Source organism: Pseudomonas sp. yb_9 (assembly GCF_043103635.1).
Classification (GTDB): domain Bacteria; phylum Pseudomonadota; class Gammaproteobacteria; order Pseudomonadales; family Pseudomonadaceae; genus Aquipseudomonas; species Aquipseudomonas monteilii.
This window is the reverse complement of record NZ_JBICKA010000098.1, coordinates 1-12,669: the sequence shown is the minus strand read 5'-3', so window position 1 is coordinate 12,669 and position 12,669 is coordinate 1. Positions and strand designations below refer to the sequence as shown.

General features: G+C 59.3%; 11 protein-coding genes. 8 read left to right on the top strand and 3 right to left on the bottom strand.

From position 1 onward, the window contains the following. Positions 1 to 1,207: 1,207 nt before the first annotated feature. Entirely contained in the window at positions 1,208 to 1,588 is a 381-nt protein-coding gene (locus ACF8MI_RS24620; RefSeq protein ID WP_392518021.1) for a termination factor Rho, read from the top strand. 42 nt (positions 1,589 to 1,630) lie between these two features. Here the strand turns inward: ACF8MI_RS24620 and ACF8MI_RS24615 are convergent, their stop codons facing one another. Continuing rightward, positions 1,631 to 2,155, bottom strand: coding sequence for a cupin domain-containing protein (locus tag ACF8MI_RS24615; RefSeq protein WP_392517945.1), 525 nt, complete (start codon positions 2,153 to 2,155; stop codon positions 1,631 to 1,633). 146 nt (positions 2,156 to 2,301) lie between these two features. Between ACF8MI_RS24615 and ACF8MI_RS24610 the strand changes: the two genes are divergently transcribed. The 4 genes from ACF8MI_RS24610 to ACF8MI_RS24595 all read left to right on the top strand — a co-directional run bounded on the left by ACF8MI_RS24610 (position 2,302) and on the right by ACF8MI_RS24595 (position 7,908). Next, positions 2,302 to 4,089 carry a thiamine pyrophosphate-requiring protein gene (locus ACF8MI_RS24610; RefSeq protein ID WP_392517944.1) on the top strand — a complete coding sequence of 596 codons (1,788 nt, stop codon included), beginning with the start codon at positions 2,302 to 2,304 and terminating at the stop codon, positions 4,087 to 4,089. A gap of 98 nt (positions 4,090 to 4,187) precedes the next feature. Beyond that, entirely contained in the window at positions 4,188 to 4,715 is a 528-nt protein-coding gene (locus tag ACF8MI_RS24605) for a (2Fe-2S)-binding protein (RefSeq protein WP_392517943.1), read from the top strand. Beyond that, the gene (locus ACF8MI_RS24600) at positions 4,712 to 5,713 is read left to right on the top strand and encodes an FAD binding domain-containing protein (protein WP_392517942.1); all 1,002 of its coding nucleotides are present in this window, start codon (positions 4,712 to 4,714) and stop codon (positions 5,711 to 5,713) included. Before ACF8MI_RS24605 ends, ACF8MI_RS24600 begins: the two co-directional genes overlap by 4 nt. Further along, a complete protein-coding gene (locus ACF8MI_RS24595) occupies positions 5,710 to 7,908 on the top strand; it encodes a xanthine dehydrogenase family protein molybdopterin-binding subunit (protein ID WP_392517941.1) in 2,199 nt (732 codons plus the stop codon). Before ACF8MI_RS24600 ends, ACF8MI_RS24595 begins: the two co-directional genes overlap by 4 nt. A gap of 303 nt (positions 7,909 to 8,211) precedes the next feature. Here the strand turns inward: ACF8MI_RS24595 and ACF8MI_RS24590 are convergent, their stop codons facing one another. After that, positions 8,212 to 8,502, bottom strand: a complete 291-nt coding sequence (locus ACF8MI_RS24590) for a hypothetical protein (protein WP_392517940.1) — start codon at positions 8,500 to 8,502, stop codon at positions 8,212 to 8,214. A gap of 269 nt (positions 8,503 to 8,771) precedes the next feature. Here ACF8MI_RS24590 and ACF8MI_RS24585 point away from each other — a divergent pair, with 269 nt between their 5' ends. The 3 genes from ACF8MI_RS24585 (at position 8,772) to ACF8MI_RS24575 (ending at position 11,311) form a co-directional block, all read left to right on the top strand. Next, on the top strand, positions 8,772 to 9,587 hold the full coding sequence (locus ACF8MI_RS24585) for an alpha/beta fold hydrolase (RefSeq protein ID WP_392517939.1): 816 nt from the start codon (positions 8,772 to 8,774) through the stop codon (positions 9,585 to 9,587). After that, positions 9,577 to 10,764, top strand: coding sequence for an ATP-binding protein (locus ACF8MI_RS24580; protein ID WP_392517938.1), 1,188 nt, complete (start codon positions 9,577 to 9,579; stop codon positions 10,762 to 10,764). The genes ACF8MI_RS24585 and ACF8MI_RS24580 overlap by 11 nt, the downstream gene beginning before the upstream one ends. Positions 10,765 to 10,930: 166 nt before the next feature. Next, positions 10,931 to 11,311: an NUDIX domain-containing protein gene (locus ACF8MI_RS24575; RefSeq protein WP_392517937.1), complete on the top strand. Its 381-nt coding sequence runs from the start codon at positions 10,931 to 10,933 to the stop codon at positions 11,309 to 11,311. Positions 11,312 to 11,373: 62 nt separating this feature from the next. On the opposite strand, the gene ACF8MI_RS24570 is transcribed toward ACF8MI_RS24575, so the two are convergent. Beyond that, complete coding sequence (locus tag ACF8MI_RS24570) at positions 11,374 to 11,535, bottom strand: hypothetical protein (RefSeq protein ID WP_392517935.1); 162 nt, start codon at positions 11,533 to 11,535, stop codon at positions 11,374 to 11,376. Between the last annotated feature and the right edge of the window lie 1,134 nt (positions 11,536 to 12,669).

The window sequence follows — 12,669 nt, the reverse complement described above, 5'->3', positions numbered from 1 at the left end:
CAGGGCAAAGGTGGGGGCCCAGATCTAGCGTCCCGAAGACCCTCCGGGTATGAGGCTGACGTCTACCTAACCTCCGAAATCGGTTATCAACCTTTAGACGGAGGCGCTCAAGCTCTGCCTCAGAATTTTGACAAGTATGACCCTCCTCCACTTTGCAGGGAGCAGGATAGCAAATGCCTTAAGTCACTTTAGATGGGATGACAAAGAGGGTAGGCTTGACCCGCCCGCAGTCTCTCCACTGACGAAGCTGACCGCCTCTGGAAAGACATTTCGAGCGCACCGAAATCCGCAGAGCGCTCGGGAAATCCAATAGAGAAATGGGGGACCAGATGGGGGACCAAAAAAACCCAGACACAAAAAAACCCCGAAAAATCAGGGCTTTAATGAAAAATAGTGGCGGAAGCGTAGGAATTCGAACCCACGTGACAGGGAAATGTCCCTATCTGTTTGAAAACCTTCCGCGCCATCCGACAGGTTAGAAAACGATCAGTATTTCACGCTTCTACTCGAATTATGGTTTTGATAAGTCAAGCCTTTGCGGAATGTACATGCGGTCGCGCTCTTTGGAGATCCGTTCGGGTTTTGACACAGCCCGGATCGATAGCAGACGTTGCAGATCCTGAGCGACGGCCTGTTCTGGCACCAGGAAGCTAACAGCGCTTCCCGTAAGGCGACCGCTCATGGCAACCACTGTCAGCTTGCAGCAGAGCCTTACGTCGCTTAGCGGGCACCCCCACGCCAACGGCAGGCCGAATAGAAGGTGAACAACCCGATAGGAGTTTCATCATGAAACTAGCTAAACCTTCTATGGTACTGCTTGCACTGTGCCTGGGCTTCGCTGCCCCACTTGCATTGGCCGCCACAGACCTGAACGGTCAACGCGCCCCTGGCGTGCAGCCGCACGACAATGGCCAAATGAACGGCCAAGGCGATGCGACGGGCTCAGGAATACCAGGCGACGGCATGGGTACAGGCGATGGAGGCACTGAAGACAATAGGACGGATAATACCGGAGGTGACGGTACCAACAGCGGCCCAGGAACCAGCGGTAATGGCTCTGATGGTAGCGGGACAGGCTCGGGTAATGGTAGTAGTGGCTCAGCCGGCAGTTGAAATGGCTGACGGCAATGAATCACTCGTCCAACGCCCGGTTCGTCGGTTCTCCCATGGTTTTAACAGTTCATGCACCCACGCAGGAGTAAATGCCATGCCACGCGGGGATAAGGACAAGTACACGGAAAAACAGAAACGCAAGGCCGAGCACATCGAGCAAACTTACGAGGACAAGGGCGTGGGCAAGGACGAAGCCGAAGCGCGCGCCTGGGCCACCGTCAACAAACAATCCGGGGGCGGTGAAAAGCCGGGAGGCTCGGGGAGCAGGACTCCGTCGCGCGAGAAGAAGACTGCACGCTCGGATTCGGCCAAACGCTCCGCTGAATCTCGCCAGGGTCATTCGCGCACTTCGCAGGAGTCGTTGAGCTCGCAAAGCAAGGAAAGCCTCATGCAAGAGGCGCGCAGCAAAGGCATCAAGGGGCGCTCGACCATGAACAAGTCCCAGCTGGTTGAAGCCTTGCAAAAACGGGGATGACGGGAGAGGATCGGCGCAGCGCAAGGCCCACTGACCGGGTACTCAACGCCAGTGCGTCATCAACGCACCCTGAATGCCGCTTACCGGGTCTTGCTGTGGCAGCGGTACTTTGGCGATGCGTGCAACGGCACGCGGGTGCGCTGCGCTGTCGGGCCGCTGGATATCGTAGTCTTCCTGCCCATGGGGATAGGCGCCGACCACCAGGAAGTCATCGCTGCACGCGATGCAGCGGTGGCCCGTACCCGCTGGCAGCACCAGCACATCGCCCCGCTCCACGCTAACGCTGTACCCTGATTCCCCGCCAAGCGTCAATCGCGCCTGCCCACAGGTAATGCCCAGCGCTTCATGAGCGTTAGGGTGAAAGTGGTGATAATCGAAGATTCCGTCGCGCCACAGCGGGGTCCATTGGTGAGCCGCAAACAGCGTTTCGAATGCGCTGGCATCGTCCCCTGACGGATCGAACCTCAACCGGTAGAGCAGTACGGGAAAGCGGCTGTTTGGCGTGGTGCCGTCGTCTTCGAAGTACAAGGCCTGCACGCTGGCATCTTGTGTATTCATGAGCGTCATGATGCGCACCCTGAGCGGTTATCGGTTCACCTTTGAACACCCGGCTGTTTCCAGGTTCCAGCCAGCAGACCGGTGCGCATGCCGTTGAAACTTTCCCCGAACGTGCCAAGTCCAGACACCTATCGATAACAGAACGGGAGCAGGCAATGACCGGCACGGTAGGCGACTTTCTGGTGGAGCGTTTGTATCAATGGGGCGTACGGCGCATCTTCGGTTACCCCGGCGACGGCATCAATGGGGTGTTCGGCGCGCTGAGCCGGGCCAACGGCAAGATTGAATTCATCCAGGCCCGCCATGAGGAAATGGCCGCCTTCATGGCCAGCGCGCATGCCAAGTTCACCGGCGAGCTCGGGGTTTGCATGGCCACCTCCGGCCCGGGCGCCTCGCACCTGCTCACCGGCCTGTACGATGCACGCATGGACCACCAGCCGGTGCTGGCCATTGTCGGTCAACAGGCCCGTGCGGCACTGGGCGGGCACTACCAGCAGGAGCTGGACCTGCTGTCGATGTTCAAGGACGTCGCCGGTGCGTTCGTCCAGCAGGCATCGACACCGGAGCAGGTGCGCCACCTGCTCGACCGTGCGGTGCGTACGGCCGTCGGCGAACGCCGCGTCACCGCCGTCATCCTGCCCAACGACCTGCAGGACCTGCCCTACAACGAACCGCCGAGGGCCCACGGTACGGTGCATTCCGGCATCGGCTACAGCAAGCCCAGGGTGTTGCCGTTCGACGAAGACCTGCAGCGCGCCGCCGAGGTGCTCAATGCCGGGCACAAGGTGGCGATACTGGTGGGTGCCGGCGCACTGCAGGCGACAGAGCAGGTCATTGCAATTGCCGAAAAACTCGGCGCCGGGGTGGCCAAAGCGCTGCTGGGCAAGGCTGTGCTGCCGGACGACCTCCCCTGGGTCACCGGGTCGATCGGCCTGCTCGGCACCGAACCCAGTTATCAGCTGATGACCGAGTGCGACACCTTGCTGATGATCGGCTCCGGCTTTCCGTACTCTGAGTTTTTGCCCAAGGAAGGCCAGGCGCGTGGCGTGCAGATCGACCTGCAACCCGACATGCTCAGCCTGCGCTACCCGATGGAGGTCAACCTGGTCGGCGACGCCAGCGAAACATTACGTGCACTGTTGCCGCTGCTTGAGCACAAGACCGACCGGCGCTGGCGCGACAAGGTAGAGACGTGGCGTGCGCAGTGGGACAAGACCGTGGCCAAGCGTGCCCTGGTCAAGGCTGACCCGATCAACCCGCAACGCGTGGTCCATGAGCTGTCCCCTCGCCTGCCCGACCACGCCATCATCACCAGCGACTCCGGCTCCTGTGCCAACTGGTTTGCCCGCGACCTGCAGATCCGCCAGGGTATGCAGTGTTCGCTGTCCGGCGGCCTGGCTTGCATGGGCGCAGCCGTGCCCTATGCGATCGCAGCCAAATTCGCCCACCCGCAACGGGCGGTAGTTGCTTTGGTGGGCGATGGGGCGATGCAGATGAACAACCTCGCCGAACTGATCACCGTGGCCAAATACTGGCAGCAGTGGGGCAACCCGCAATGGATCTGTGCCGTGTTCAACAACGAGGACCTCAACCAGGTGACTTGGGAGCAACGGGTCATGGAGGGCGACCCCAAGTTCGAAGCTTCGCAGTCGATCCCTGACGTGCCCTACCATCTGTTCGCCATTTCCATTGGCCTGCAAGGTATCTACGTAGATCGCGAAGAGGACGTTGCCGCTGCGTGGGAGCGCGCGCTGGCTGCTGATCGGCCAGTACTGATCGAATTCAAGACCGACCCGAACGTGCCGCCCCTGCCACCCCACATCAAGCTGGAGCAGGCGAAGAAGTTTGCCAGTACCTTGCTAAAGAGCGACCCCGACCAGGCGGGCATCATCGTGCAGACAGCCAAGCAGGTGCTCAGCTCGGTGCTGCCTGGCAAGAAGTGATCGGCACCTCGGCGAGCCGGCTGAACGTTTGATCAGCCGGCCCGGTCGCACAACAGAGACGCAGCAGACTGCGCGAACCCTGACCGTGAGGACCTACCATGAGCGCGATCGCTTCCAACGGGGCTGCAGAGCACCCCATCTGTCTGACCCTCAATGGTCAGCCCCGAACACTGCAGGTGCATCCTTGGGTCACCTTGCTCGACCTGCTGCGTGAGCAATTGGACCTGGTCGGCACCAAGAAAGGTTGCGACCATGGCCAGTGCGGCGCCTGCACGGTGCTGCGCGATGGCAAGCGCGTCAATGCCTGCCTGACCTTGGCCATCATGTGCGACGGGGCCGACCTGGTGACCATCGAAGGGTTGGCCAGCGGCGACGTCCTGCACCCCATGCAGCGCGCCTTCATCACCCACGATGCGTTCCAGTGCGGCTACTGCACACCGGGGCAGATCTGCTCTGCGGTCGGGCTGGTTCACGAGGGACGTGCCAACACCCGCGAGGCCATTCGCGAGCAGATGAGCGGCAATCTTTGCCGCTGCGGTGCCTACGGCAACATCGTCGCAGCGGTGGAAGAAGCCTTACCGTTGATGACGGACGGGGCCCAGCCCCAACGAGGGCAGAACCCATGACGCCCTTCAGCTACCACAAGCCCGCCTCGGTCAGCGAAGCGGTGAACCTGGCTGACGCCTGCTCACACTTCATCGCCGGGGGCACCAACCTGGTCGACCTGATGAAGGAAAACGTGGTGCGCCCCGAGCGCCTGATCGACATCTCCGGCCTTGGGCTGAACGGTATTCACTCCACCCCCGGCGGCGGCGTACTGATCGGTGCACGGGTGAGCAATGCCGACCTGGCCTGGCACCCGATGATCGAGCAGCATTATCCACTGCTGTCAGACGCGATCCTGGCGGGGGCATCGCCGCAGTTGAGGAATATGGCCAGTACCGGTGGCAACTTGCTGCAACGTACCCGCTGCTATTACTTCTACGACACCGGCACCCCGTGCAACAAACGCGAGCCGGGCAGCGGATGCCCTGCGCGTACAGGCATGAACCGCATCCATGCCATTCTTGGTGCCAGCGACGCCTGTGTCGCGACCCATCCCTCGGACATGTGCGTGGCATTGGCAGCGCTCGAAGCCGTGGTGCACGTACAGGGGCCGTCCGGTGAACGGCAGATACCCTTTGCGGATTTCCATCGTCTGCCCGGGGACACTCCCGAACGCGACAATCAACTGGCAGTCGCTGAGCTGGTAACTGGCATCGAGCTGCCACCCCCGGTGTTCGAACACCATTATCGATATCTGAAAATACGCGACCGCGCCTCCTACGCGTTCGCGCTGGTGTCCGTCGCTGCCGCCTTGAGCTTCGATGGCGAGGTGATCCAGCAAGCGCGCCTAGCGCTGGGCGGCGTTGCCCACAAGCCGTGGCGGGACCCGGTGGTGGAGCGCATGCTGGCCGGCCAGGTGCCCTGCCAAGCACTCTTCACCCGCGCCGCGCAAACGTTGCTGCAAGGTGCACAACCTCTGAGCCATAACGGTTTCAAGGTAACGCTCTCCCAGCGGGCAATTGTGCGTGCATTGGATGACGCGGCGCGCGGCGCCGCTGACAGAGGGCCGCGACCATGATCAACGGCACACCAATAGTCGGCACACCCCTGGACCGCGTGGACGGTGTGGCGAAGGTCACTGGGCAGGCGCGCTATGCGGGCGAATACCCCGAGGCGGGCCTGCTACACGGCAGCGTTGTGTCCAGTACCATCGCCCGCGGTCGGGTACTCGACATCGACAGTACGCAGGCCATGCGCGTGCCCGGGGTAATCGCCGTGCTCGACCATGGCCATCGTCCGCATATATCCAGTTATGACGACGACTACAGCGATGCCGACGCTGCCGAGGGCTCGCCGTTTCGGCCCTTGTTCAATGAGCGAGTGCTGTACAGCGGGCAACCGTTGGCACTGGTGATCGCCGAAACCCTCGAACTGGCCCGGTATGCAGGCTCGCTGATCAGAATCGATTATGCCGAGGAGGCTCACCAGACAGACCTGGGCGCATGCCAACAGTCGCATGCGGCACCCGCTGAAACACCGGCGCCACGTGGCGACTTCGCCGGGCAGTTTGCCGGGGCGCCAGTGCAGGTGGATGCCACCTACCTAACAGCCAACGAGCACCACAACCCCATGGAGCCCCACGCATCGACCGTGCACTACAAGGCCGATGGCACCCTGGAAATCCACGACAAGACCCAAGGCACGCAGAACTGCCAAGACTACCTGCACAAGGTGTTCGGCCTGCCCAAGGCAAACATTCGTGTGCGTGCGGCGTTCGTCGGCGGCGCCTTCGGCTCGGGCTTGCGCCCGCAGTACCAGTTGCCGCTGGCAGTGATGGCGGCGTTGCACCTGAAGCGTTCGGTGCGCGTTACCCTGACCCGCCAGCAGATGTTCACCTTTGGCTACCGACCCCGCACCGAGCAACGCTTGCGCCTGGGTGCAGACGCAAACGGGCGCTTGCTGGCGATCGGTCACGATGCGCTTGGCCAGACCTCCCGCTTCGAGGACTTCACCGAGCACCTGGTGGAATGGAGCGGTATGCTCTACCAGTGCGACAACGTTGCGCTCAGCTATCGCCTGGCCCCGCTCGATGTGTACACCCCGCTGGACATGCGAGCGCCTGGGGCCGCGTCCGGGGTGATTGCGCTGGAATGCGCCATGGATGAGCTCGCCTGTGCTGCGCAGATCGACCCGGTAGACCTGCGCCGGCGCAATTTCGCCGCCAACAATGGCAACGAGGGCAAGCCCTACTCCAGCAAGGAGTTGCTGGCGTGCTACCAGCAAGGTGCCGAACGTTTTGGCTGGCATAACCGCACTCCCCAACCGCGCAGCATGCGCAATGGCAACCAACTGGTCGGCTGGGGGATGGCCGGCGGCGTCTGGGAAGCCCTGCAGATGAAGGCCAGCGCCAAGGCGCGCATTGATGCCCAGGGCCACCTTACCGTCAGCAGTGCCACCACCGATATCGGGACCGGCACTTATACCGTCATGACTCAGATCGCCGCCGACGCAGCGGGCGTCAGGGTGCAGGATGTCACCTTCATGTTGGGTGACTCCTCACTCCCCACCGCTCCGCTTCAGGGCGGCTCGTTCACGGTGTCGTCGGTGGGCTCGGCCGTGCGCCAGGCGTGCCGGGTACTGCGCGCCAAGGTGCTGGAACACGCGCGTAACCTGTACCCCCAGGTGGCCAGCACTGCCCGGCAGCAGATCGTTTTCGCCGACGGCTATCTGCACGCGGGCAGCCATCGCCTGGCATTGGCGGACATCGTCGCCAGCGCCCCCGCAGGTGCGTTCGAAGTGCAGATCGACGCCGAGCCAGGCGCCAGGCGCCAACCGTTCTCCACCGCCACCCATTCGGCGGTGTTCGTGGAAGTCCACGTTGATGAGGACCTTGGGACGATCAAGGTAGCTCGGGTGGTCAGCGCTGTGGCGGCAGGAGGGGTGGTCAACCCAAAAACCGCGCGCAGTCAGATCCTGGGCGGCGTGGTGTGGGGGGTGGGCATGGCCCTGCACGAAGCGGCGTTGACTGACCATCGGTTGGGCCGCATCGTCAATCACAACTTGGCGGAGTACCACATCCCGGTGAACGCAGACAGCGGGGATATCGACGTGATATTCGTCGAAGAGCACGACGACATTGTGAACGAACTGGGGTCCAAGGGCGTGGGCGAAATCGGCGTCGTCGGGGTGGCAGCCGCGGTGGCCAACGCGGTTTACCATGCCACGGGCAAGCGTGTGAGGGAGTTCCCGATCACGCTCGACAAAGTACTGTAGATCGGGCGGGGGCCAAGCCCGTCCGCTTGCCTGCTATTAAACGGGCCCAATGGTAAGCGTTCGATGTGTAATGGAATGCGCTTCACCGCGGTTTTCGGAGAAGGTAGGTATCTGCCCTGTTACTCGGCCATTGCTGATCGCGTGGCTAACGGAGTGCGTGTGAGGCCCTGACGGATACGCAGAATTGAAGCCGGAATACCCTCAACTTCCCCAAGCGTTGAAGTCAGCATATGCACAGTGGATTCATCACGGTGGGGGTCGCTGATACTACTGCCAGCGACCACCCATCCGTTGAATAGGCCTCTACGCTACATGTTTCTCGACAGGGCGCTGCTCGGTCGCCAAGCATCTTGCGCGGCCTACCCCCCATGCCAATGCGCGTGTCATCGACTCTCCCGGGCGAGAGTCGTAAGCCTCTTCGTGAAGGGCCATTCCTGAGCCGGCATAGACGCCAATGAACAACTGCGTATGGCCCGTCCGCGACAGCCGCACCTGGGTATCCATGCTTGTGCCGTCGTCAAGAGTTTCATCGTGAGTTCTATGGTGGAGCGATGGATCAGCCCATTTCCAAAACACATCACCGCGAATCCGCATGCCGCCCTCCTACGACTTTAGTCTTATATGTGGGGTGCCTCTACCATAGCGCAGCGAAGCGGAAACCACAGCGCCGCCGAGCGGATAATGGCCAATCAATATGACGAATTGTGAGTTATGGTGAAACGGGACAGGCGAGCGGCTATCAGCTACAGCGCCTACCTATCCCTACAGAATGTCAGCATCGCATCGCAAATCTTGCCCTTCGATTGCCTCAGCGGCACTATCCATTCCTACAGCCAAACCCGCTTGGCTAAAAGGAGTGATGCATGGACATTCAGCGCCGGAACAACGTCAGAGTCCATGGCGAAGGCACTTCAACTCTGGTCTTCTCTCATGGCTTCGGTTGCGATCAGACCATGTGGCATTACCTGTTCCAGCACTTCACCAGCCGCTTTCGCGTAGTGTTGTATGACTTGGTCGGCGCAGGTAGATCGGATCGGGATGCGTATCAAAGCGGAAAATACAGCTCACTGACCGGTTATGCTCGAGACCTGAATGAAGTCATTGATCACTTTGGGCACGGCCCCGTGATCGTTGTCGGTCATTCGGTGAGTGCGATGATCGGAGCGCTGGCCGACCGTCTTTCCCCAAATCGCATAGCCGCTCATGTCATGGTCGGGCCCTCTCCGTGCTACATCGATTCCGATGGCTATGTGGGAGGATTCAAGCTCGAAGACATTCACTCGCTCCTCCACACTTTGGACAGCAACTATTTGGGATGGTCGAGCGCAATGGCTCCTACCATCATGGGTTCGCCAGGGCAGCCAGCACTGGGCGATGAACTTACCAATAGTTTCTGCCGCACAGATCCGGAGATCGCAAAGCAGTTCGCACGCGTGACCTTCTTATCCGATAATCGCGAAGACATCGCCGGTCTGGCTACCCCAACGCTCATCCTGCAATCCACCGATGACCTAATTGCTCCGATGGAAGTGGGCCGCTACATGCATGCAACCTTGCCCTATAGTGTTCTTCATCTCGTTGATAACGTGGGACATTGCCCGCACATGAGCGCTCCAGAAGCGTGTGCCAAAGCAATGGACGATTTCCTTCAGCCTTGGGTAGGCGAAAATGTCGGTTGATCAGCCATTACTGCCAGTGTTCGAAGATCTTTTCGATGGTGCCCCGTGCGGGCTTGTTGTCACCGACGAAAATGGCACGATCCTGCGCAGCAATCGGATATTCAGCATCTGGATGGGCATCAGCCAAGCGGATCTTGCCCAGCGTCGATTTCAGGATCTCCTGACAATGGGCGGGAGGATCTTTCATCAGACCCATTGGGCGCCCCTCATGCGCATGCAGGGTTCCGTCGCGGAGGTGAAACTTGACCTCAAAAACGCCAGTGGGCAGACAGTCACCATGCTGCTCAATGGCGTAAGGCGTGTTCATGCCGATAGCGTTTATTACGAAATGGCGTTGTTCGGGACCACTGATCGGGACAGGTATGAGCGCGAGATTGTGGAGGCACGCCAGCGTGCCGAACAGCTGTTATGGGAGAAAACCAGCGCAGAAGCAGCGCTACAGCAGGCAAATGTGGAGCTAGATCTTGCGTATGAAAAATCCCAACAGCGAGCTTTATTTGCTGAGCAAATGGTGGCTATTGCAAGCCATGATCTCAAGAATCCTCTAACCGCGATCAAGATGGCTGGAGAACTGCTGGCACGAGGCGAACGCACACCAAGAGACAGAGAACTACTTCACCACATCAATCAGTCCTCCGAGCGTGCTCAGCGGATGATCGCAGATCTTCTGGACTTTGCCTTGGCCAGAGTTGGTCGTGGAATCGGCATCACACGAAGTACGGTTGACCTGCACCTGGTCATCGAGAGAAGCGTAAGCGAGCTACGTATTGCCTTCCCGCAAGCAAGAATGATCCATACCCAGGTTGGCGCAGGTATGGCAGAGGTTGACGCTGACAGGATCCATCAGATCGTTGGAAATCTGGTGGCTAACAGTGTGGCCTACGGGGATCCTGGTCAGCCCATTACGGTCACATCTGCCCTGCGGGGAGAGATGGCCATCCTATCGGTTCATAACGAAGGTACAGCCATACCCGAATCTTCGCTGGGTAACCTTTTCGAGCCGATGACGAGAGTGAGCGAGTTGGACACCGATCTGAGAAGCGTAGGTCTCGGGCTCTTCATAGTACGAGAAATAGCTAAGGCCCATGGCGGCGATGTGGCCGTCGACTCTACAAACGAAAATGGCACATCCTTCTGCGTCAGTTTCCCCCGTACCGGTGGTGCTCGGCCTCACTAGAAACCTGCCCTTTAATTTTAATTAAACCACGCCCGCTACCCATGCAATTGATATGCCCGGGCTGCAAGGTGGGTTAGCAATATGCTTAACTTACAGCGTCAAACGGACGCTCCGCCTGAACTTATTGCGTCCCCAAGTGCCCTTTGTTCAGAGGGAGGGCAAAATCATGAGCCACATGAAAGAAATGCATTCCACCGTCATCTGCCTGCGGGATGGAAAGTTGCTGTTCGTGCGCAAGCAAGCACCCGAATGGTCTCTGCCAGGCGGCAAGATTGAGCCGGGCGAGCAACCATTAGAGGCAGCCCGCCGAGAGTTGCGGGAAGAAACGACACTGCCCCTGGGAGGTGAACAGTTCCTGGGACACTTCGCCTTTGAAAGCGAGGAGCACTACCTTTACCGCATGCCGGTCACCGTCTCCATGCGCCCAACGCCATCGGATGAAATCATTGAGTGTCGCTGGTTCACCTTAGAGGAGCTGCAGCACGTAGTGGTCAAACCCACCAATTTGGAACTGCTCAAACGCGTAAGGCAGCTCTTTCACCCGTAACTCGCTTACACCACCCAAGCCCAGATCCAACTGGGCTTGGCGTAACCTAGTCAATCAAGATATCACTCTCTTGGGGTGCCCATCCCTTCATCAGGGTTTTCTTGCTTTTTGCTTTTCTCATCGTCCTCTGAATCATCATCCATGAGCGGATCGTTTTCCACAGGGTCAGGCGGTGTGGGGCCATCGCGATTCAAGTCACCTTGCTTTCTCGGATCGGTGCTCATTACTGCATACCTCGGAAGAAATGCGTGATACCACACCTTTTGGATGATCCGCTGAAGTCCTCGTTCGACTAGAGTTGTTACCGCCGGTCGCGCTATCTCCCGGATGCGGCACCAGGAAATGACTGAGACGCGGCAACATCCCGCGCCCGAGAAACGCCCCACAGAAGCGCCGTCGTCATGGATTGTCCGGGACGCGTCTGGTACGCCTCCTCATGGATGGGTAACCCAGTTTGTCCATAGAGGCCGATAAACAACTGGGTAGCTCCGACTCGAGAAAGGCGCACCTGAACATCAATTGTGAGCCCGGAATCCAGTACCTCATTGTGAGTTCGGCAATGCAACTGGGTGTCCACCCAATTCAAGTATGTCTGGCCTCTGGTTCTCATCGCTGTCTCCATAGGGTGAAATCTGAGTAAGGCAGACCGGCCATACGTTTCAACGCCGCTGATCGGATGTTAGGAACTCGCCATCCTGGCAGCCAGTCTCGAGTCGACTGCCATCAACTGCCTCAGCAATACGATTTTCAAGCGGCTTTGAGCATGCTCAGCGCTGTGTTCGCAATGCCATTTTGCTGGCCCTTGCCGATTATCGCCTTCCAATTTTCTTACTCATGGAATGGTGTAATCTGCCGCCGTTTTTTCCACCCATCCCCCTCCCTACCTAGTTTCAGGAGTCGCTGAACGTGGAATGCTGCAACATTGCCGCTGCCGCAATATTGGCTTGGCGTAACCGTTTTTTGAGGGCAGGTTCACTCAGGGAGGATGAATACGAGAGTGCGTGCCGTAGCGCTGAAGATCTGGAGTTATCCGGGATGATCAGTCGTCGACAATGGATTCACCTAGTGCGGCAAGCCAACGCTGCGCTTCTCAACTTCGATGAGACCCGAGCAGCCTGACTAGCCCTCTTCGGCAGAAGAATAATGAACGGGAGTGTGGTTCAGCAGCTCAATACCTTAAGCAGTCGCCGCATGGCTAATGAGGTAAGAACCATGGCTGAACCAAAGGAAACCACCGATCTTCCCCTTGATCCCTATGTTGATCCAATACCGCACAACCCTGGAGAGCCTGTCCCGCAACCTGAAACTGAGGCTCCTGATTGGCCCGAGGGTCAGGTACCCCCAGAGGAGCAATCTGA